Here is a 19560-nt window from a genome sequence, read left to right on the forward strand (position 1 = left end):
CCCATACGGCGGACGGCGGGCCCCGGGGGCTATCTGCGGGGCTGGGCGTCCAGCACCTGCTGGAGCGCCTCGAACTCCTCGACGCACTTGCCCGAGCCGAGCGCGACCGAGTCCAGCGGGTCCTCGGCGATGTGGATCGGCATGCCGGTCTCGCGGCGCAGCCGCTCGTCCAGGCCGCGCAGCAGGGCGCCGCCGCCGGTCAGCACGATGCCGCGGTCCATGATGTCGCCGGAGAGCTCCGGCGGGCACTTGTCGAGGGTCGTCTTGACGGCGTCGACGATCGCGTTGACGGGCTCCTCGATCGCCTTGCGCACCTCTGCGGCGGAGATCACGACGGTCTTGGGCAGACCGGAGACGAGGTCGCGGCCGCGGATCTCGGTGTGCTCGTCCTTGTCGAGGTCATACGCCGAACCGATCGTGATCTTGATCTGTTCCGCGGTCCGCTCGCCGAGGAGGAGGGAGTACTCCTTCTTGATGTGCTGGATGATCGCGTTGTCGAGCTCGTCGCCGGCCACCCGGATCGACTGCGCGGTGACGATTCCGCCGAGCGAGATCACGGCGACCTCGGTGGTGCCGCCGCCGATGTCGACGACCATGTTGCCGGTCGCCTCGTGGACCGGCAGACCCGAGCCGATGGCCGCGGCCATGGGCTCCTCGATGATGTGCACCTGGCGGGCACCGGCCTGCGTGGACGCCTCGATGACGGCGCGGCGCTCGACTCCCGTGATGCCCGAGGGCACGCAGACCACGACGCGCGGGCGGGCCAGGTACCGGCGCTTGTGGATCTTCAGGATGAAGTAGCGGAGCATCCGCTCGGTGATCTCGAAGTCGGCGATCACGCCGTCCTTCAGCGGCCGTACAGCGACGATGTTGCCCGGCGTACGGCCGATCATCTTCTTGGCTTCCGCGCCGACCGCGAGGATGCCGCCGGTGTTGGTGTTGATGGCGACGACGGACGGCTCGTTCAGGACGATTCCGCGGCCCCTGACGTACACCAGCGTGTTGGCGGTCCCGAGGTCGACAGCCATGTCACGGCCGATGAACGACATTTTGTTGCTCCCCATGAGGATGCGTCCGGCCTTCCCTAATCGAGCGTTGACGGCTTCTCAGGTCGGCGAGGTGGGTGCGTAGAGCGTGAGGCCCCATCGTAGTCCGGCCTGCGCGGACACGGCGCGGTGGTCCACCTCAGTATTGGTGACGTCGTGTCGGGGCGATGCGTTCCCGAAGTCGCCCCGCATATGCCGGGGGGCGACCGAAATTCCTTCGGTCGCCCCAGGTCATGAGCGCTATATGGCTGACATCCCGTCAGGAAATGTCAGCTGCGGCCCGGGAAGAAGATCTTCAGTTCTCGCTCCGCGGACTCCTCGGAGTCCGAGGCGTGGATGAGGTTCTCCCGGACGATGGTCCCGAAGTCGCCACGGATCGAGCCGGGCGCCGCCGCGATCGGATCGGTGGGACCCGCCAACTGGCGTACGCCCTCGATGACGCGCTCACCCTCGACGACCAGCGCGACGACCGGACCCGAGGACATGAACTCCACGAGCGGCTCGTAGAAAGGCTTGCCCTTGTGCTCGCCGTAGTGCTGCTCCAGAGTGTCCTGATCCAGGGTCCGCAGCTCAAGCGCGGTGATCTGCCAGCCGGCCTTGCGCTCGATGCGGCCGATGATCTCGCCGACCAGCGACCGGCGGACGGCGTCCGGCTTGAGGAGGACGAGGGTGCGCTGCGTCATGGTGTACGGCTCCTTGGCAAACGTGTGCGGTCCGCCGAGATTACCGGGTGTAGCTGAACCGCTGTCACCCGGTCCCTCCGCCGCCCCTCAGCCCTGCGGCTGGGCCTCCGCCTGCGCCGCGAATCTGGCCTTCGCCTCGTCGATCTTTCGCCCGTAGTGGACCGAGGCCCACCACAGGGCCGCGAAGAGGGCGCCCATGAAGAACATCAGCGGGACGGCGAAACCGCTCGCGATCAGCGCGATCTGGAGCGCCCAGCCGAGCTCGACGCCGCCGCGCCGGCCGAGCATCCCGCAGAGCAGGACCGAGAGCAGCATGCCGACGCCGCACACCGTCCACACGGTGGTGGTGGCGAGGTCCGGGTCCTTCATGGCGACCAGGCCGGCGAAGGCGATGACGAAGAATTCACCGATCAGGGTGGACGCGCAGAGCGTACGCATCGGCTCAGCCCCTCTTCAGCAGCAGCCGGGCGTCGCCGACCGTGAACACGGAGCCGGTGACGAGGACGCCCGCGCCCGCGTACTCGTCCTCCTCCTCGGCCAGGGTGATGGCGGCCTCGATGGCGTCGTCCAGGCGCGGCTCGACCACCACCCGCTCGTCGCCGAACACCTCGACGGCCAGCGCCGCCAGCTCGTCCACGTCCATGGAGCGCATGGAGGTGTTGGCGGTGACGACGACCTCGGCGAAGACCGGCTCGAATGCTTCGAGCAGGCCCTTCACGTCCTTGTCGGCGCTGGCGGCCACCACGCCGATCAGGCGCGAGAAGCCGAACGCCTCGGTCAGGCCGTCCGCGGTGGCGCGGGCGCCCGCCGGGTTGTGCGCGGCGTCCAGGACGACGGTCGGCGAGCGGCGCACGACCTCCAGGCGGCCCGGCGAGACGACGGAGGCGAACGCCTTGCGGACGGTGTCGATGTCGAGCGGGCCCGCCTGCTGCGAGCCGACGCCGAAGAACGCCTCGACCGCGGCGAGCGCCACCGCCGCGTTGTGCGCCTGGTGGGCTCCGTACAGCGGGAGGAAGACCTCCTCGTACTCGCCGCCGAGGCCGCGCAGCGTCAGGAGCTGGCCGCCGACGGCGACTTCACGGCCCACGATGCCGAACTCCATGCCCTCGCGGGCCACGGTCGCGTCGGCCTCGACGGCCTTCTTCAGCATGACCTGCGCCGCGTCCACCGGCTGCTGGGCCAGGATCACGGTCGCGCCCTGCTTGATGATCCCGGACTTCTCGACGGCGATCTCGGCGGGCGTGTTGCCCAGCCGGTCGGTGTGGTCGAGGTCGATGGGCGTGACCACGGCGACGCCCGCGTCGATGACGTTCGTCGCGTCCCAGGAGCCGCCCATGCCGACCTCGACGACCGCCACGTCCACCGGGGCGTCCGCGAAGGCCGCGTACGCCATGCCGGTGAGGACCTCGAAGAAGGAGAGCCGGAACTCCTCCTTGGCGTCCACCATCTCGACGTACGGCTTGATGTCCTCGTACGTCTCGACGAAGCGCTCGGCGGGGATCGGCAGGCCGTCCAGGCTGATCCGCTCGGTGATCGACTGGACGTGCGGCGAGGTGTAGCGGCCGGTGCGCAGCTCGAAGGCGCCGAGCAGGGCCTCGATCATGCGGGCGGTGGAGGTCTTGCCGTTGGTGCCGGTGATGTGGATCGTCGGGTAGGCGCGCTGCGGCTCGCCGAGGACGTCCATCAGGGCGGCGATGCGGCTGACGGACGGCTCCAGCTTGGTCTCGCCCCAGCGGCCCGCGAGCTCGGTCTCGACCGCGCGCAGCGCCGCGTCCACCTCGGGGTCGGCGGGCCGGCCGGGCGCGGCGTCGCCCTGGGGCAGGCCGCCGTGGGTGCGCAGGGTGCGGCTGCCGGCCTCGATCACCGCCAGGTCGGGGTCTCGATTGGTTTCGGCTTCGACGATTCCGTCGAAGTCATCGGCTTCACTGCGGTCGGGCTGCTCGGTCACAGGACCAGTCTACGGAGGGGCACCGACAGGACCTTGGACCCGCCCCTTTCGGGACGTTCGACCCCCGGGTCCCACAGACTCTCCGGGCAAACTTGGCGATCATGGACATAGGGATCGACCTCGGGACCGCCAACACCCTGCTGTACGCCAGGGGGCAGGGCATCGTGCTCAACGAGCCGTCCGTGGTGGCGATGAAGGAGGGCGGCCGCACGGCGCTCGCCGTCGGCACGGAGGCCAAGGAGACCATCGGCCGCACGCCCGGCTCGATCACCGCGATCCGGCCGCTGCGGGACGGCGTGATCAGCGACTACGAGGCGGCGGAGGAAATGATCCGCCACTTCGTGAAGAAGGCCGTGCCGGGGCGCCGCCCGCGCACCCGCATGGTGGTGTGCGTGCCGAGCGGGGTGACCCCGGTCGAACGCCGCGCGATCGTGCACGCCTCGCAGCGGGCCGGCGCGAAGGCCGTGCACCTCATCGAGGAGCCGATGGCGGCGGCGATCGGGGCCGGGCTCCCGGTGGCCGAGCCGCGCGGCTCGATGGTGGTGGACATCGGCGGCGGCACCACCGAGGTCGCCGTGATCTCGCTCGGCGGCATCGTGACCTCGCAGTCCCTGCGGGTGGGCGGCGACCGTCTGGACACCGCGATCACCGACTACGTACGCAAGGAGCACTCGCTGCTCATAGGCGAGCGCACCGCCGAGGACGTCAAGTGCGCGATCGGGTCGGCCTGGCCGGTGCCGGGCGACGAGGAGCTGGAGGAGCTGACCTTCACGGTCCGGGGCCGCGAGAAGGTGGGCGGGCTGCCCAAGACGCTCAAGCTCAGCGCGCGCGAGGTGCGCGCGGCCCTCGACGAGCCGGTCGAGTCGATCATCGCGGCGGTGCGGGTGACCCTGGAGGAGTGCCCGCCGGAGCTCTCCGGCGACGTGATGGAGCACGGCATCGTGCTGACCGGCGGCGGCGCCCTGTTGCCGGGCCTGGACCTGCGGCTCGCGTCCGCGACCGGCATCCCGGTCTTCGTGGCGGACAACCCGCTGGACTGCGTGGCGCTCGGCTCGGGCAAGTGCGTGGAGGACTTCGACCAGCTGCAGAAGCTGCTCGTCGGCACGTAGGGCCGCTCCGGCCGACCGGCCGCCCGGTCAGCCGACCGCGCCCGCGGGAAGCGTCGCCCGCACCTCGTACGTGGTGTCGGTACGGGTCGTGGCGAGCGAGCCGCCCATGCTCTCCACCCGCTCCCGCATCGAGAAGGTCCCGGTCCCCGTGGAGACCGGGGCCTTCACCGGTCCCGAGCGGGGCAGCGGGTTCTGCACCGTCACGACCAGGTCCCCCTCGGCGAGCCGGATCGTCACCGCGACCGGCTCGCCCTGGGCGTGCTTGACCGAGTTGGTCAGGCACTCCTGGACCACCCGGTACACCGCCGCCTGACGCAGCGGGGACAGCCGGTGGGCGGCCGGTTCGATGTCGAGGCCGACCGGGGTGCCCGCGCCCCGGCTCTCCTCCGCGAGCGCGTGCAGGCCGTCGAGGCCGGGCGTGGCCGTGCGCTCGTCCGCGCGCCGCACGATGATCTCGTTCAGCATGAGGTGGGCCCGGCGCGCGGTGTCGGCGAGCTCCTCGAAGTCCTTGTGGTGCGGCTCGTTCCTGGCCCGCATCGCGAGCACCTCGGAACGCACCGCGAGCATCGTCAGCTCCCGGCCCACCATGTCGTGCACGTCCCGGGCCACCGAGACCCGCTCGACCTGCACGGCGTGAAGGGCCGCGTGCTGGGCGCGCTGGGCCTCCAGTTCGCGTACGAGGTCGTGCCGGTAGGCCGAGATGCCGACGCCCGAGGCGAGCACGCCCACCGGCACCACGATCGCCAGGAACGAACTCAGCGTCTCGCCCCGGGTGTCGGGCCAGCCCGGCAGGTTGAACAGGGCGTACGCCACCACGATGTACGCGCCGGTGGCGAGGACGGCCGCGCGCCGGCCCCGGAAGCGGCCGAGCGAGTACAGCGCGAACTGCACCAGGTTCAGCTGGTGCAGCCAGCCCAGGTAGAACAGCGCGACCAGATACGGCAGCCACGGCCAGCGGCGCCGGAAGAGCAAGGTGGCCGCGCCCAGCGCGAGGACCGGCGGCGCGGTGTAGCTGTTGAGGGAGTTGTCGGCCCTGGCCAGGCCCGGCACGTCCAGGACCATCAGGCCGAAGCAGCTCAGCGCGATCAGCACGTCCAGGGCGCGCTCCTCGCCCACCCAGCGCGTGCCCGCGGCACGTACCGCCGCCAGCGCGCGCTGCGGCGCGGAGGGGGAGGGCGGGGTGTGCATGCCCTCCATCATCCAAGGTCTTTGGGCCCGAACACCTGAGCCGAACGGCCCAAATTTAGTGATATGTCGCACGCGGGCCTCTGCCCGTTCGGCCCTCCCCCGGTGGCCGTAAGGCTCCCGGGCATTGCCCCCATGCCCGCCCCCCTGGCACGAGGAAGGCCCCCAGGATCCGATCCTGGGGGCCTTCCTCACATCCGTACGTCCGTATGTCCGTCTCCGGATCAGCCCTCGGGCAGGGCGGCGATCTGGTTGGTGATGCGCTCGATGTCGGCCTCGGCCTTGGTGAGCCGCGTACGGATCTTGTCGACCACGTTGTCCGGGGCCTTCGCGAGGAAGGCCTCGTTGCCGAGCTTCTTGTTGGCGTCCGCCTTCTCCTTCTCGGCCGCCGCGAGGTCCTTGCTCAGGCGCTTGCGCTCGGCCGCGACGTCGATGGTGCCGGACAGGTCGAGCGCCACCGTGGCACCCGCGACCGGCAGCGAGGCGGTGGCGTGGAAGCCCTCGCCGGCCGGCTGGAGACGGAGCAGCTGACGGATGGCCGCCTCGTGCGGGGCCAGCGCGGTGCCGGTCAGGGTCAGCTCGGCCGGAACCTTCTGGCCGGGCTGGAGACCCTGGTCGGAACGGAACCGGCGGACCTCGGTGACGACCTGCTGTACGAGCTCGATCTCGCGCTCGGCGGCCTCGTCACGGAAACCGCTGTCGCGCGGCCAGTCGGCGACGACCAGCGACTCGCCACCGGTCAGCGTCGTCCACAGGGTGTCGGTGACGAACGGGACGATCGGGTGCAGGACCCGCAGCATCACGTCGAGGACCTCGCCCAGGACCCGGCCCGAGACCTTGGCCTGCTCGCCGCCCGCGAAGAACGTCGTCTTCGACAGCTCGACGTACCAGTCGAAGACCTCGTCCCACGCGAAGTGGTAGAGCGACTCGCTGAGCTTCGCGAACTGGTAGTCCTCGTAGTACGCGTCGACCTCGGCCACGGTCTTGTTCAGCCGGGACAGGATCCAGCGGTCGACCGCCGACAGCTGCTCCACGGGCGGGAGTTCACCCGCGACCGTGGCGCCGTTCATGAGCGCGAAGCGCGTCGCGTTCCAGATCTTGTTGGCGAAGTTGCGGGACGCCTGGACCCAGTCCTCGCCGATCGGCACGTCCGCACCGGGGTTGGCGCCCTTGGCCAGGGTGAACCGGACGGCGTCCGAGCCGTACGCGTCCATCCAGTCGATCGGGTCGACCGCGTTCGGGTTGGACTTCGACATCTTCTTGCCGAACTCGTCACGGACCAGACCGGTCAACGCGACCGTCTTGAACGGGACTTCGCCGTCCATCGCGTACAGGCCGAACATCATCATCCGGGCGACCCAGAAGAAGATGATGTCGTGGCCGGTGAGCAGGACGTCGGTCGAGTAGAACTTCTCCAGGTCCGGCGTCTTCTCCGGCCAGCCCAGCGTGGAGAACGGCCACAGGCCGGACGAGAACCAGGTGTCCAGGACGTCGGGGTCCTGGTGCCAGCCCTCGCCGGTCGGGATCTCGTCGTCGGGCCCGACGCAGACGACCTGGCCCTCGGGGCCGTACCAGATCGGGATGCGGTGGCCCCACCACAGCTGGCGCGAGATGCACCAGTCGTGCATGTTGTCGACCCAGTCGAAGTACCGCTTCGACATGTCCTCGGGGTGGATCTTGACCCGGCCGTCGCGGACCGCGTCACCGGCGGCCTGCGCGAGCGGGCCGACCTTGACCCACCACTGCATCGACAGGCGCGGCTCGACGGTCGTCTTGCAGCGCGAGCAGTGCCCGACGGAGTGCATGTACGGCCGCTTCTCGGCGACGATGCGGCCCTGCTCCTTGAGCGCGCCGACGATCGCCGAACGGGCCTCGTAGCGGTCGAGCCCCTGGAACGGGCCCGGGACCGTGATGACACCGCGCTCGTCCATGACGGTGATGGAGTCGAGGTTGTGCCGCTGCCCGATGGCGAAGTCGTTCGGGTCGTGCGCCGGGGTCACCTTGACGCAGCCGGTGCCGAACTCGGGGTCGACGTGGGTGTCCGCGACGACCGGGATGGAACGGTTGGTGAGCGGCAGCTTGATGAGCCTGCCGATGAGGTGCTGGTAGCGCTCGTCGTCCGGGTGGACGGCGATCGCCGTGTCACCGAGCATCGTCTCGGCGCGGGTGGTGGCGACGACCAGGGTGTCGTCCCCCTCGCCGTACTTGAGCGAGACCAGCTCGCCCGGGTCGTCCTGGTACTCGACCTCGATGTCCGAGATGGCGGTCAGGCAGCGCGGGCACCAGTTGATGATGCGCTCGGCCCGGTAGATCAGCTCGTCGTCGTACAGGTTCTTGAAGATGGTCTGGACGGCCTTGGAGAGCCCCTCGTCCATGGTGAACCGCTCACGGGTCCAGTCGAGCCCGGCACCCAGGCGCTTGAGCTGGCCCAGGATCCGGCCGCCGTACTCGCCCTTCCACTGCCACACGCGCTCGGTGAACGCCTCGCGGCCCAGATCGTGCCGGGACTTGCCCTCCTCGGCGAGCTGCTGCTCGACCTTGTTCTGGGTGGCGATGCCCGCGTGGTCCATGCCGGGCAGCCACAGCGTCTCGTACCCCTGCATCCGCTTGCGGCGGGTGAGGGCGTCCATGAGCGTGACCTGGAAGGCATGCCCGAGGTGCAACGCGCCCGTGACGTTCGGCGGCGGAATGACGATGGTGTACGGGTCCTTCTCAGACCCGGCGTCAGCGGTGAAGTAACCGCGCTCTACCCAGCGCTCGTACAGCTTCCCCTCTACCTCGGCCGGCGCGTACTGGGTCGGCAGTTCGGTGGTGGGCGCTGGATTCTGCTGCTGAGGATTCTCGGTCACGGGGTCAGTTTAGGGGCGGCAGCAGCCTGTGATGAAACGGGAATGTTCGTTGGCATCCTCCCCGCGATGGCCTGCGAGGATTCCCTGCTCGCGCCCGGGGGCGGAGCAAGAGGTTCACGCGTGCGCCCGGTTCTGCCGCCGGGCATGACCGGCCGGGTGCGGCCGGTCGGTGCGTGCTGTTCACCGCAGTGCCCTGCGGCAAAGGGTGCGCCCGCCGGTGTGCGGAGGGCGCGATGGAGCGTCACGGCGGAGGCATTGTGGTCGGCGTCGTCCACGTGTCCGCAGCTGGTGCAACGGAAGGTGTCCCGGTCGGTCCGGGACGCCGGGTCGCGGTGGTGGCAGACCCGGCACGTCTGCGAGGTGCCGGCGGCCTCCACGGCTACCAGCACCGACCCGTACATCGGGCATTTGTAGGCGAGCTGACGTCTCCGCTCCCCCGGGGTGTTGTCGAGAATGCCGCGATTGAGCCCCGCTTTGCGCGAGCCGGGTCTGGCACTCCGCGTCATGGACTTCACCCGCAGGTCCTCGACCGCGACCAGGCCGTGGTTCTTGGCCGGGTCGGTGGTGAGCTTGTGGGCGAAGTCCAGCCGTCGACGGGCCTGCCGCGCCTTGCTGATTGCGCGTGCATGCGGCGAAGCTGATGTACCAGCGTCCGGAGGCATCCGTGCGAACCGTCGCGTTCTGAACCTCTCCCCCGAGGGCGCGGGACAGCCGGAACTTGACCTCGCCGAGCTTCGGAATCCGCACGAAAGCCCATTTCCGATTGACCTGCCTCACCCGAACCGCCTGCCCCGGAAAGGGGATGGAGAGCCGCGCGGATCACTTCTTGAACCGTGGGCCGCTCTGGCGGCCGGTGCCGACGTCGAGGATTTCGCCGGAGCACCCGACCACATTCGTGCCGTGGTCCGCTATCCGGCGGGGCTCGCCGCCTCCGACCTGGCCAGGAAGCTCAGGACCGCCTCTGAACGCGCCCTGCGGCAGAGCGTTGCGTCGCAGGTCTGGGACCCTTCGTACTTCGTGGCCTCCGTCGGAACCGACCCCTCCGGCCGGATCGACGAGTACGTGCAGGAACAGGAACAAGTCATCAACAGCTAGACATCAACCGACCCCGGGTACTGCGGGCCGCCCCCCTTTCGGTCAGGATGTCAGGATCGGATAAGCATCCCTAGGGGGAACCCAGCAATGAGCTACAACCAGCCGGGCCCGTACGGCGGCCAGCCCCAGCAGCCCGGCCCGTACGGCCAGCAGCCTCCGCAGCAGCCGTACGGGCAGCCCGGTCCGCAGCAGCCCGGCTACGGCTACCCGCAGCAGGCCCCGCAGGGCGTGCCGCCGCAGCAGCCCTACGGGTACCCGCAGCAGCAGCCGCCTTACGGCCAGCCGCCCCAGCAGCCCCCGTACGGCCAGCAGCCTCCGTACGGCGCCCCGATGCAGCCCATGCCCCCGGCCCCGCCGAAGAAGAAGACGGGCGTCATCATCACGGCGGTCGTCGTGGCGGTCGCGGTCATCGGCGGCGGGGTGTGGTTCCTGACGAAGGGGGGCGGCAACAGCGACGTGTCGGCGAGCACGAAGGGCTACAAGATCGTCCCGCCCGCGTCGGTCGAGGACTTCAAGAAGAGCAGCAAGGGCGACAGGACGACGCCCATGGGCGCGGAGCAGAAGGCGAAGGTCGAGGCCGCGGGCGTCAAGAACCCGCAGCAGGTCGTCACGGACTACGCGTCGGGCGATTTCAAGATCAACCCGATGGGCGCCAAGAGCATCAACTTCCAAGGTGTGTGGGGCGAGATCGCCGATCCGGCGAAGGTGATCGACGCCTCGTTCCTGAACGCCAAGAACAACGCCGACAAGAAGAACGAGGGCCTCACGGTCGAGCTCGTCGGCCAGCCCAAGGCCTACAAGCCGGCCGGGTTCTCGGGCGCGCTGATGAAGTGCCAGGACTTCAAGCTCACCAACGCCGAGGCCGACGGGACGCCCTCGAAGGGGCCCAAGCAGTTCACGGCTCCGGTGTGCGTGTGGGCCGACTACAGCACGTACGGCGTCGTGACCATGATGGACGGGGGCAAGGCCGCCGCCGGTGGAGGCGCGAGCCAGGACGACGCCGCCAAGCTGACGGCGTCGCTGTACAACACGGCCCGCCAGAAGGCCTAGTCACCGGCTGAACACGTCAAAGGGGCGCCCGGTCAAGGAAGTTGACCGGGCGCCCCTCCGTCGTGCTTAGGCAAGCGCAGCGCTACGCGCTCTTCTCGTGCCGCCCGTCGTTCTTCACGATCCGCGGCTCTCGCGGCACCAGCGTCGGGTTCACGTTGTTGCGGACCACGTCCGCGGTGATGACCACGCGGGCGACGTCCTTGCGGGACGGGACCTCGTACATCACCGACTGGAGGACCTCCTCCATGATGGCGCGCAGGCCGCGCGCGCCGGTGCCGCGCAGGATGGCCTGGTCGGCGATGGCCTCCAGGGCCGGGCGGTCGAAGTCCAGCTCCACGCCGTCGAGTTCGAAGAGGCGCTGGTACTGCTTGACGAGCGCGTTGCGCGGCTCGACCAGGATCTGGAGGAGGGCTTCGCGGTCGAGGTTGTGGACCGAGGTCAGGACGGGCAGGCGGCCGATGAACTCGGGGATCATCCCGAACTTCACCAGGTCCTCCGGCATGACCTCCTGGAACTGGTCGCTGGCCTCGATCTCCCGCTTGGAGCGGATCGTCGCGCCGAAGCCGATGCCCTTGGCACCGGCCCGGGACTCGATGATCTTCTCCAGGCCCGCGAAGGCGCCGCCCACGATGAACAGCACGTTCGTCGTGTCGATCTGGATGAATTCCTGGTGGGGGTGCTTGCGGCCGCCCTGGGGAGGGACCGACGCCGTCGTGCCTTCCAGGATTTTCAGCAGGGCCTGCTGGACGCCTTCGCCCGAGACGTCGCGCGTGATCGACGGGTTCTCGCTCTTGCGAGCCACCTTGTCGATCTCGTCGATGTAGATGATGCCGGTCTCGGCCTTCTTGACGTCGTAGTCGGCGGCCTGGATCAGCTTGAGGAGGATGTTCTCGACGTCCTCGCCGACATAGCCCGCCTCGGTGAGCGCGGTGGCGTCCGCGATCGCGAACGGGACGTTGAGCATGCGGGCCAGCGTCTGGGCCAGGAGCGTCTTGCCCGAGCCCGTCGGGCCGAGGAGCAGGATGTTGGACTTGGCGAGCTCGATCGCGTCGTCGCGGCCCTGGGCGCCGCCGTTCTCACCGGCCTGGACGCGCTTGTAGTGGTTGTAGACCGCCACCGAGAGGGCCTTCTTGGCGGGCTCCTGCCCGACGACGTACCCCTCAAGGAACTCGTAGATCTCGCGCGGTTTGGGGAGTTCCTCCCACCGCACCTCGGAGGTCTCGGCGAGCTCCTCCTCGATGATCTCGTTGCAGAGGTCGATGCACTCGTCGCAGATGTACACCCCGGGGCCTGCGATGAGCTTCTTCACCTGCTTCTGGCTCTTTCCGCAGAACGAGCACTTGAGCAGGTCGCCGCCGTCACCGATGCGTGCCACGAGGTGCTTCCCCTTCGCCTGGGAGACGCCATGTGCGCCGCCTCCTGGTGCCTACTGCGTTTTCCGGGGGGACACCCCCAGACCCCCTACCGACGGTACCTTGCCGAGCCCCTCGTACGGGCCCCCCTTGGCGCGGTTCACTTCGACGTGGACCGCGCCAAGGATGCCGAAGCGACTCAGGCCGCCGCGGAGGTCGTCGTCTTGCGGGTCGAAACGATCTGGTCGACCAGACCGTAGGCCAGCGCGTCCTCGGCCGTGAGGATCTTGTCGCGCTCGATGTCGTCGCGGATCTTCTCGATCGGCGTCGTCGAGTGCTTGGCCAGCATCTCCTCCAGCTGCGAACGCATCCGGAGGATTTCGTTGGCCGCGATCTCCAGGTCGGAGAGCTGCTCGCGGCCGGTGCCGCCCGAGGGCTGGTGGATCAGGACGCGGGCGTTCGGCAGCGCCATGCGCTTGCCCGGCGTACCGGCGGCGAGCAGGACGGCGGCGGCGGAGGCCGCCTGGCCCATGCAGACCGTCTGGATGTCGGGCTTCACGAACTGCATCGTGTCGTAGATCGCCGTGAGCGCGGTGAAGGAGCCGCCCGGGCTGTTGATGTAGATGGAGATGTCGCGGTCCGGGTCCATCGACTCCAGGCACAGGAGCTGCGCCATCACGTCGTTGGCGGACGCGTCGTCGATCTGCACGCCGAGGAAGATCACGCGCTCTTCGAAGAGCTTCGCGTACGGGTCGTACTCGCGCACGCCCTGCGAGGTGCGCTCGACGAAGCGCGGCACGATGTAGCGGTTGTCGACCTGCGGGCCGGTGTAGAGGCCGCTCGCGTTGGCCGAGGGGCCGGAGAAGTTGGTCATTGGGGTGTTCACCATCCTGGTGGCGTTCAGTGGGCGGGTCGAAGCGGTGCGGGCGGGGGCTCAGGCCCCGGTGCCGCCGCCGCCCGGAACACCCGAGGCAGCGGAGATGATCTCGTCGATGAGGCCGTAGTCCTTGGCCTCCTCCGCCGTGTACCAGCGGTCGCGGTCGCCGTCGCGGATGATCGTCTCGACGGTCTGACCGGAGTGCGCGGCAGTGATCTCCGCCATGCGCTTCTTCGTACGGATCAGGTACTCGGCCTGGATCTTGATGTCGGAGGCGGTGCCACCGATGCCGGCGGAGCCCTGGTGCATCAGGATGTCGGTGTTGGGGAGCGCGAAGCGCTTGCCCGCGGTGCCGCCGGTCAGCAGGAACTGGCCCATCGAGGCGGCCATGCCCATGCCGATGGTGACGACGTCGTTCTGGATGTACTGCATGGTGTCGTAGACCGCCATGCCGGCCGTCACCGAGCCGCCGGGGCTGTTGATGTACAGGTAGATGTCCTTGTCCTGGTCGGCAGCGGCCAGGAGGAGCATCTGGGCAGTGATCTTGTTGGCGATCTCGTCGTCGACCTGCTGGCCGAGGAAGATGATGCGGTCGTTGAGCAGTCGGCTGTAGACCTGGTCGCCGAGGCCACCACCGAGGGACGGCTCACCGGCGGCGTAAGGCATCAGATTCGTCACGTATCCACCTGCTCGTCTCTGACGGCTTCGGCCGTCTCAGCGTCTTCGTTCCGGGGGCGCGGACTCCGGCTCGCCAGACTCCACCACCCTCGTATTCATGGACCCTAACGCGCAGGTGGGACAACGCCATCCCGGTTCCCGAACTGTTCGCTCGGAGCGCAAGGTGGTTGAACCGGAATCGCGTACGAAGAAGGGCCCGTACGCGGCTGCGTACGGGCCCTTCTCGACGGGTCAGGCAGAGGCTCAGGCCTCGGTCTTCTCCTCGGCGGCGGCCTCGGCCGGCTCGCCTTCGGCGGCGGCGACGACGGCCTCGGCGACCTCGTCCTCGTCGTCCTCCAGGTCGACGACCTCACCGTTGGTGTCGGTGACCTTGGCGGCCTCGACCACGACGGCCAGCGCCTTGCCGCGGGCGACCTCGCCGACGAGCATCGGCACCTGGCCGCCCTCGACGACGGCCTGGGCGAACTGGTCCGGGCTCATGCCGGAGGAGGCGGCACGCCGCATGAGGTGCTCGGTGAGCTCCTCCTGGTTGACGTTCAGCTTCTCCTTGTTGACGAGCTCGTCCAGGATGAACTGCGTCTTGATGCCCTTGACCGCCTGCTCCTCGGTCTCGGCGGTGAACTCTTCCTCGGTCTTGCCCTGGATCTCCAGGTACTTGGCGAGGTCGATGCCCATCTGGCCGAGCTGGTGGTGCTCAAGGTTGTGCTTGCGGGTCTGGATCTCGTCCGCGAGGAGCTTCTCGGGGATCGGGACCTCGGCCAGCTTCAGGAGCTCGTCCAGGACGCGCTCCTGGGCCTGGGTGGCCTGGTCGTACTGCTTCATGTTCTCAAGGCGCTTGCGGCTGTCGGCCTTGAGCTCGTCCAGGGTGTCGAACTCCGACGCGAGCTGCGCGAAGTCGTCGTCCAGGGCGGGCAGTTCACGGGCGGCGACCTGGGTGACCTTGACGGTGACCTCGGCCTCCTTGCCCTCGGCCGAGCCGCCCTTGAGCTCGGAGGTGAAGGTGGCCTCGCCACCGGCCTCCAGGCCCTTGACGGCGTCGTCGATGCCTTCGAGGAGCTCGCCGGAACCGATGGTGTACGAGACACCCTCGGCCACGCCGTCCTCCAGGACCTCGCCGTCGACCTTGGCCTGCAGGTCGATCGTCACGACGTCGCCGTCCTCGGCGGCACGCTCGACGGGGGAGGTCGAGGCGAAGCGCTCGCGGAGCTGCTCCACGGACTTCTCGACGTCCTCGTCGCTGACCTCGACGGCGTCCACGGTGACCTCGATGCCGGAGTAGTCCGGGATCTCGATGGTCGGGCGGATGTCGACCTCGGCGGTGAAGTTCAGCGTCTCGCCGTCCTTCAGCTCGGTGATGTCGACCTCGGGCTGACCCAGCGGATTCAGCTCCGCCTCGTTGATCGCCTCGGTGTAGAACTTCGGAAGGGCGTCATTGACGGCCTCTTCGAGCACGGCGCCACGACCGAACCGCTGGTCGATCACTCGGGCCGGGATCTTGCCCTTGCGGAAGCCCTTGACCGTGACCTGCTGGTTGATCTTCTTGTACGCCGCGTCGAGGCTGTCCTTGAGCTCCTCGAAGGGCACCTCGACAGTGAGCCGAACCCGAGTCGGGTTCAGGGTCTCCACGGCGCTCTTCACGGTTCGGTCTCCTTGTGGCTGACTTCTTTGGGGTTCTGCCGCAGACCGACGGTCTGGAGCGGATGGGGCCCGGTACATCGGATTCATCAGACACACGGGCACGCAGCTTGCATAGTAACCGCAAGCGGGATGCCACCCACAATGTGATCTTGATCCGCGGAGAACGCGGCGATCGGACATCGGTGACGCTGGTCGGGGTGGCGGGATTTGAACCCACGGCCTTCCGCTCCCAAAGCGGACGCGCTACCAAGCTGCGCCACACCCCGTCGGTGCGACACGTAGGGTACATGGCCGCGGGGAGCGCGTCGGCCGCTTTGTTTCGCTGGGCGGTGCGGATTGCTCGGCGGGGGGTGGTGCGGATCGTTCGGCGGGCGCGGGTCGGCCGGATCGCGCGGGTGCGGACTCCGGAGAGCGCGCGGGCGGAGGCCGGGGAGCGCGTGGGCGCGGGGCCGGATCGTTTCGCGGGTGTGGCCCGAATCGTTTCGCGGACGGGCCGCCGAAGAACGCGGTGTGCGCGTCCGGGGTGCGACCCGCTACGATGCTCTACGTGCCGCGGTCGCGATGACCTGCGGCGCGGTGCTTGCGGGCGTAGCTCAATGGTAGAGCCCTAGTCTTCCAAACTAGCTACGCGGGTTCGATTCCCGTCGCCCGCTCTTGTAGTCCTGAAGGGCCCGGCAGCTTGGCTGCCGGGCCCTTCGGCGTGGTCAGAACTTGATCTGATTGATCGTGTCCGCTATCGAGTTCAGGAAGCGCTGGATCGAGGGGGCCATGCCCGTCGAGGCCAGGAAGAAGCCGAAAAGTATCGCGACGATGGCCGGCCCTGCCTTGATGGAGCCGCCGCGGATGAGCACCACGAGGACGACCGCCAACAGCAGCACCACTGACAGTGAAATGGCCACAACTGATCACACACCCTTGGTCGGTCCGCCTTGCCGGCCCGGGAACATGCCGCGCACACCCCCGCGATGACTATCGTGCCACCAACACCCCTGTGGTTGTTCCCGGGTGACGGATCGCCAAGGTAAGGATCAGGCCAACCGCGAGCGGGGCTCAAGGAGTTACGAGAGGCCGAGCAGACGGCGTACCTCGGTGTACTTGGCTTTCAGGCGCGTGCGGGTCGGCTCGTCGAGGATCGCGAGGCGGGCCGGGTCGGCGTTGTGCGCCAGGTCGGACTCCTTGATCAGGAGTGCGCCTTCGGTGGCCAGGATGCGGCGCGTGTACGACTGGAGTTCCTCGCCCGGGCGTTTGGTCATGGCCAGCACCAACTCCTTGACGGATTGCGGGAGTTGGGCGGATTCCAGCCACTGGAGAGACAGAGCGTCGTCCTCGATCGCGTCGTGCAGCCAGGCCGCCTTGATCTGGTCCTCGGTGCCGCCCCGCGCCCGTACGCCCTCGGCCACCGCGGCTAGGTGTTCGGCGTAGGGGCGGCCCGCCTTGTCGGTCTGGCCCTCGTGGGCGGCTCGGGCGGCGGTCTCGACCTCACTGAGGGTCATCATGGGCTTCGCGTGGGGCATGGCTTCGACTGTACGGCTCACCTCAGCGCCGCCCGGGCCGGGAGGGCGGTCGCCGCGAGGCCGAGGACCAGGACGCCGCCCGCGAACGAGCCGTACAGGAGCGGCGGTACGTAGGGGGCGCGGCCGGTCAGGCCGTTCACCATCGGGACGAGGGTGGCCAGGGCGATCGCGCTGCCGATGACGACGCCCGCCGCGACCACCAGGAGGGCCTCCCAGCGGATCATCTTGAGGACCTGGCGGCGGGTGGTGCCGATCAGGCGCAGGGTGCCGAGTTCGCGGCGGCGGTCGAAGACCGTCATCACCAGGGTGTTGACGGCGGCGACGGCCGCGAAGCCGCCGAGGACCGCGGCCATGACGGCGTTGGCCCAGGCGTTGACCTCGCGGTCCGTGCTCCGCGCGGTGGCGTACCCGGCAGCGTCGGTGACGTGGCCGAGGGCGGCGAGGGGGGTGGCCGCGGCGGGGGTGGCTCTGGTGAGCAGGGTGGTGGGGGTCGGCGAGGTCAGGTGGGTCCTCAAGTCGGCCTGGGGGAAGGTGACTTGAGCCAGGCCGAGGCCTCGGTCGTAGGTGGCGACGATCTTCGGGGCGGCCTTGGTGCCGTCGGGGAGCAGCATCGGGAGGCGCTCTCCGGCGCGTACGCCGACGGCGTCGGCGAGGGAGGCGTCGATCGCGGCGGTGCCGGGGGCGAGGGCGGTCAGGGATCCGGTACGTACGCCCAGGTCCTGGACCTTGGCGAGGTCGGCGCCGGTGCCGGTGACGCCCTGGGCGGAGGCGTCGCGCGGGGTGGAGCCGGCGCCGGCGTTCGGGATCAGGACGGCGGTGCGGGTGAGGCCGACCGCGGTGTCGACGCCGGGGGTGGCTGCGGCTCGGGCGACCGCGTCGGAGGGGAGGCCCGCGGGGGCGGTGACCACCTGGTTCGCGGTGATGCCCGCCCGCTGCTGCTCCTCGGTCGCCTTCTCCTCGCTGGTGTGCATGAAGACCAGGACGGACGAGAAGGCCATCGCGAGGACGATGGGGGTGATCGCGGAGGCCAACCTCCGTGCGTTCGTACGGGAGTTGGCGGCGGCCAGCGCGCCGGGCGCGCCCGCGGCGCGCAGCGGGAGGCCGAGGACGGCGGCGCATGCGCGGGCGAGCAGCGGGCCGAGCAGGGCGACGGCGAGCATGAAGAGCATGACGACGCCGAGGGCCGCGTTGGCGGCGTTCTCGCCGGTCTCGGAGGCCGCGACCCCGGCGAACACGCAGCCGCCGACGAGGGAGGCCACGCCGAGCGGCGTACGGATCCGTCCGGGGCGCAGGCGCTCGGTGGCGGATTCGGCGAGGGCCTGGCCGGGCTTGATCTTCGAGGGGCGGCGGGCGGCGGCCGCTCCGGCGCACAGGGCGGTCAGCACGGTGGTGGCGACGGCGATGAGCAGCGGGAGCGGGGTGACGGCGAGGTCGACGGTCCCCGGGATGGCGCCCTTGTCGCGGAGCCGGCCGAACCACCAGGTGGCGAGCGCGACACCGGGCAGGCAGCCGAGCACTCCGGCGAGCGGGGCGACCAGGAGGGCTTCGGTGGCGATGGTGCGGCGGATCTGGCGCGGGGTGGCCCCGATCGCGCGCAGCAGGGCGTACTCGCGGCGGCGCTGGCCGACGGAGAGGGCGACGGTGCCCGCGGCGGTGAACACGGCGACCATCGCCGCCACGCCGCCGAAGGAGCCGCCGAGTCCGGTGAGCACCTCCTTCGCCTTGGCGAGGCCGCTGTCCTCGACGGTGGCCCGGTCGTCCCCGGTACGCACCTGGGCCTGGCCGCCGAGGGCCGCCTTGACCTGGGCGGCGAGGGTGGCGGTGGAGGTGCCGGGCTTGGGGAGCACGGCGATCGCGTCGATCTTGCCGGGGTGGCTGGAGAGGGCGTGGGCGTCGGCGTCGTTGAGCCAGATCTCGTCGGTGCCGGGTGCGCCGACCGTGCCGGGGGCTGCGGCGGTGCCGGGTGCGCCGGTGTTGCCGGATGCGCCGACGGTGCCGGAGATCCTGAACTCCCGCCTGCCGCCTGGGGTGTCGAGGGTGATCCGCTCCCCCACGGTTCCGGTCGTGGTGACCGCCTCGCCGGGGCGGGGTGCGGTGCCGGAGGCAGGCTTCGTACCGGTGAAGGCGGTGGAGGCCCAGTTGTGGGCGGTGGCGGGGACGTTGTTGTCGGCACGCACGGTACGTACGGGGAGGGTGAGGTCGGGGATGGCTTCGGCCGCGCCGGGGGCCGAAGCGGCCTTCGCCACCAGGGAGTTGTCGAGGCGGGCCCGGTCCGGGAAGGGGACGGACTCGGTGGTGCGGTCCTCTCCGGACCCGGTCCTGTAGTGCAGGCTCTGGTCGGCGGCGGCCACGACGGGGGCGGCGGCGTAGCGCTGGGGTGGGACGGAGGCGGTTATTCCGGTCGCGAGCAGGAGGCCGCAGGCGGAGACGATCACCGCGGCCATGAGCAGGGCGACGAAGGTGCCGACGAAGGCGGACGGTCTGAACCGGAGTGCTGCGCGGGCCAGGCGGTTGGGCGGGTACATGCGGGGCTCCT

Annotated in this window: 17 protein-coding genes and 2 tRNA genes; 4 read left to right on the forward strand and 15 right to left on the reverse strand. The window is 69.7% G+C overall.

Translation table 11 applies throughout. From position 1 onward, the window contains the following. Positions 1–29 precede the first annotated feature (29 nt). From ACWC2B_RS02445 to folC, 4 genes are all read right to left on the reverse strand, one after another. Entirely contained in the window at positions 30–1049 is a 1020-nt protein-coding gene (locus ACWC2B_RS02445) for a rod shape-determining protein (protein WP_053727412.1), read from the reverse strand. A gap of 266 nt (positions 1050–1315) precedes the next feature. Further along, a complete protein-coding gene (gene ndk / locus ACWC2B_RS02450) occupies positions 1316–1729 on the reverse strand; it encodes a nucleoside-diphosphate kinase (RefSeq protein ID WP_382588548.1) in 414 nt (137 codons plus the stop codon). Positions 1730–1816: 87 nt separating this feature from the next. Next, the gene (locus ACWC2B_RS02455; RefSeq protein ID WP_450714571.1) at positions 1817–2167 is read right to left on the reverse strand and encodes a DUF4233 domain-containing protein; all 351 of its coding nucleotides are present in this window, start codon (positions 2165–2167) and stop codon (positions 1817–1819) included. A 4-nt stretch (positions 2168–2171) separates the two neighbouring features. Beyond that, the gene (gene folC / locus ACWC2B_RS02460) at positions 2172–3677 is read right to left on the reverse strand and encodes a bifunctional tetrahydrofolate synthase/dihydrofolate synthase (protein WP_450714572.1); all 1506 of its coding nucleotides are present in this window, start codon (positions 3675–3677) and stop codon (positions 2172–2174) included. Between the two features lie 101 nt (positions 3678–3778). Between folC and ACWC2B_RS02465 the strand changes: the two genes are divergently transcribed. After that, on the forward strand, positions 3779–4786 hold the full coding sequence (locus ACWC2B_RS02465) for a rod shape-determining protein (RefSeq protein ID WP_450714573.1): 1008 nt from the start codon (positions 3779–3781) through the stop codon (positions 4784–4786). 27 nt (positions 4787–4813) lie between these two features. Here ACWC2B_RS02465 and ACWC2B_RS02470 read toward each other — a convergent pair whose 3' ends face one another. The 3 genes from ACWC2B_RS02470 to ACWC2B_RS02480 all read right to left on the reverse strand — a co-directional run bounded on the left by ACWC2B_RS02470 (position 4814) and on the right by ACWC2B_RS02480 (position 9437). Then, on the reverse strand, positions 4814–5974 hold the full coding sequence (locus tag ACWC2B_RS02470; protein ID WP_450714574.1) for a sensor histidine kinase: 1161 nt from the start codon (positions 5972–5974) through the stop codon (positions 4814–4816). A gap of 221 nt (positions 5975–6195) precedes the next feature. Then, a complete protein-coding gene (locus tag ACWC2B_RS02475) occupies positions 6196–8820 on the reverse strand; it encodes a valine--tRNA ligase (protein WP_450714575.1) in 2625 nt (874 codons plus the stop codon). Further along, positions 8817–9437, reverse strand: a complete 621-nt coding sequence (locus tag ACWC2B_RS02480; protein WP_450714878.1) for an RNA-guided endonuclease InsQ/TnpB family protein — start codon at positions 9435–9437, stop codon at positions 8817–8819. The genes ACWC2B_RS02475 and ACWC2B_RS02480 overlap by 4 nt, the downstream gene beginning before the upstream one ends. Between ACWC2B_RS02480 and ACWC2B_RS02485 the strand changes: the two genes are divergently transcribed. Both ACWC2B_RS02485 and ACWC2B_RS02490 read left to right on the forward strand, forming a co-directional pair. Further along, complete coding sequence (locus tag ACWC2B_RS02485) at positions 9325–9915, forward strand: transposase (RefSeq protein WP_450714576.1); 591 nt, start codon at positions 9325–9327, stop codon at positions 9913–9915. The genes ACWC2B_RS02480 and ACWC2B_RS02485 overlap by 113 nt on opposite strands. Positions 9916–10002: 87 nt before the next feature. Further along, positions 10003–10965, forward strand: a complete 963-nt coding sequence (locus ACWC2B_RS02490; RefSeq protein ID WP_450714577.1) for a hypothetical protein — start codon at positions 10003–10005, stop codon at positions 10963–10965. An 82-nt stretch (positions 10966–11047) separates the two neighbouring features. On the opposite strand, the gene clpX is transcribed toward ACWC2B_RS02490, so the two are convergent. The 5 genes from clpX to ACWC2B_RS02515 form a co-directional block, all read right to left on the reverse strand. Continuing rightward, positions 11048–12340: an ATP-dependent Clp protease ATP-binding subunit ClpX gene (clpX, locus tag ACWC2B_RS02495; protein ID WP_450714578.1), complete on the reverse strand. Its 1293-nt coding sequence runs from the start codon at positions 12338–12340 to the stop codon at positions 11048–11050. 176 nt (positions 12341–12516) lie between these two features. Next, a complete protein-coding gene (locus ACWC2B_RS02500; protein ID WP_450714579.1) occupies positions 12517–13206 on the reverse strand; it encodes an ATP-dependent Clp protease proteolytic subunit in 690 nt (229 codons plus the stop codon). 45 nt (positions 13207–13251) lie between these two features. Further along, entirely contained in the window at positions 13252–13860 is a 609-nt protein-coding gene (locus ACWC2B_RS02505; protein WP_189964508.1) for an ATP-dependent Clp protease proteolytic subunit, read from the reverse strand. 255 nt (positions 13861–14115) lie between these two features. Further along, complete coding sequence (tig, locus tag ACWC2B_RS02510; protein ID WP_450714580.1) at positions 14116–15510, reverse strand: trigger factor; 1395 nt, start codon at positions 15508–15510, stop codon at positions 14116–14118. A 189-nt stretch (positions 15511–15699) separates the two neighbouring features. Next, positions 15700–15776: transfer RNA gene (locus tag ACWC2B_RS02515), tRNA-Pro, on the reverse strand. A 316-nt stretch (positions 15777–16092) separates the two neighbouring features. Between ACWC2B_RS02515 and ACWC2B_RS02520 the strand changes: the two genes are divergently transcribed. After that, positions 16093–16163: transfer RNA gene (locus tag ACWC2B_RS02520), tRNA-Gly, on the forward strand. A 51-nt stretch (positions 16164–16214) separates the two neighbouring features. Here ACWC2B_RS02520 and ACWC2B_RS02525 read toward each other — a convergent pair. The 3 genes from ACWC2B_RS02525 to ACWC2B_RS02535 all read right to left on the reverse strand — a co-directional run bounded on the left by ACWC2B_RS02525 (position 16215) and on the right by ACWC2B_RS02535 (position 19549). Then, positions 16215–16409: a hypothetical protein gene (locus ACWC2B_RS02525; protein WP_053727400.1), complete on the reverse strand. Its 195-nt coding sequence runs from the start codon at positions 16407–16409 to the stop codon at positions 16215–16217. 159 nt (positions 16410–16568) lie between these two features. Then, positions 16569–17024, reverse strand: a complete 456-nt coding sequence (locus ACWC2B_RS02530) for an HD domain-containing protein (protein ID WP_450714581.1) — start codon at positions 17022–17024, stop codon at positions 16569–16571. A 17-nt stretch (positions 17025–17041) separates the two neighbouring features. Beyond that, positions 17042–19549 carry an FtsX-like permease family protein gene (locus ACWC2B_RS02535; RefSeq protein WP_450714582.1) on the reverse strand — a complete coding sequence of 836 codons (2508 nt, stop codon included), beginning with the start codon at positions 19547–19549 and terminating at the stop codon, positions 17042–17044. Positions 19550–19560: the final 11 nt, after the last annotated feature.

This window comes from Streptomyces sp. NPDC001415, from assembly GCF_053597395.1.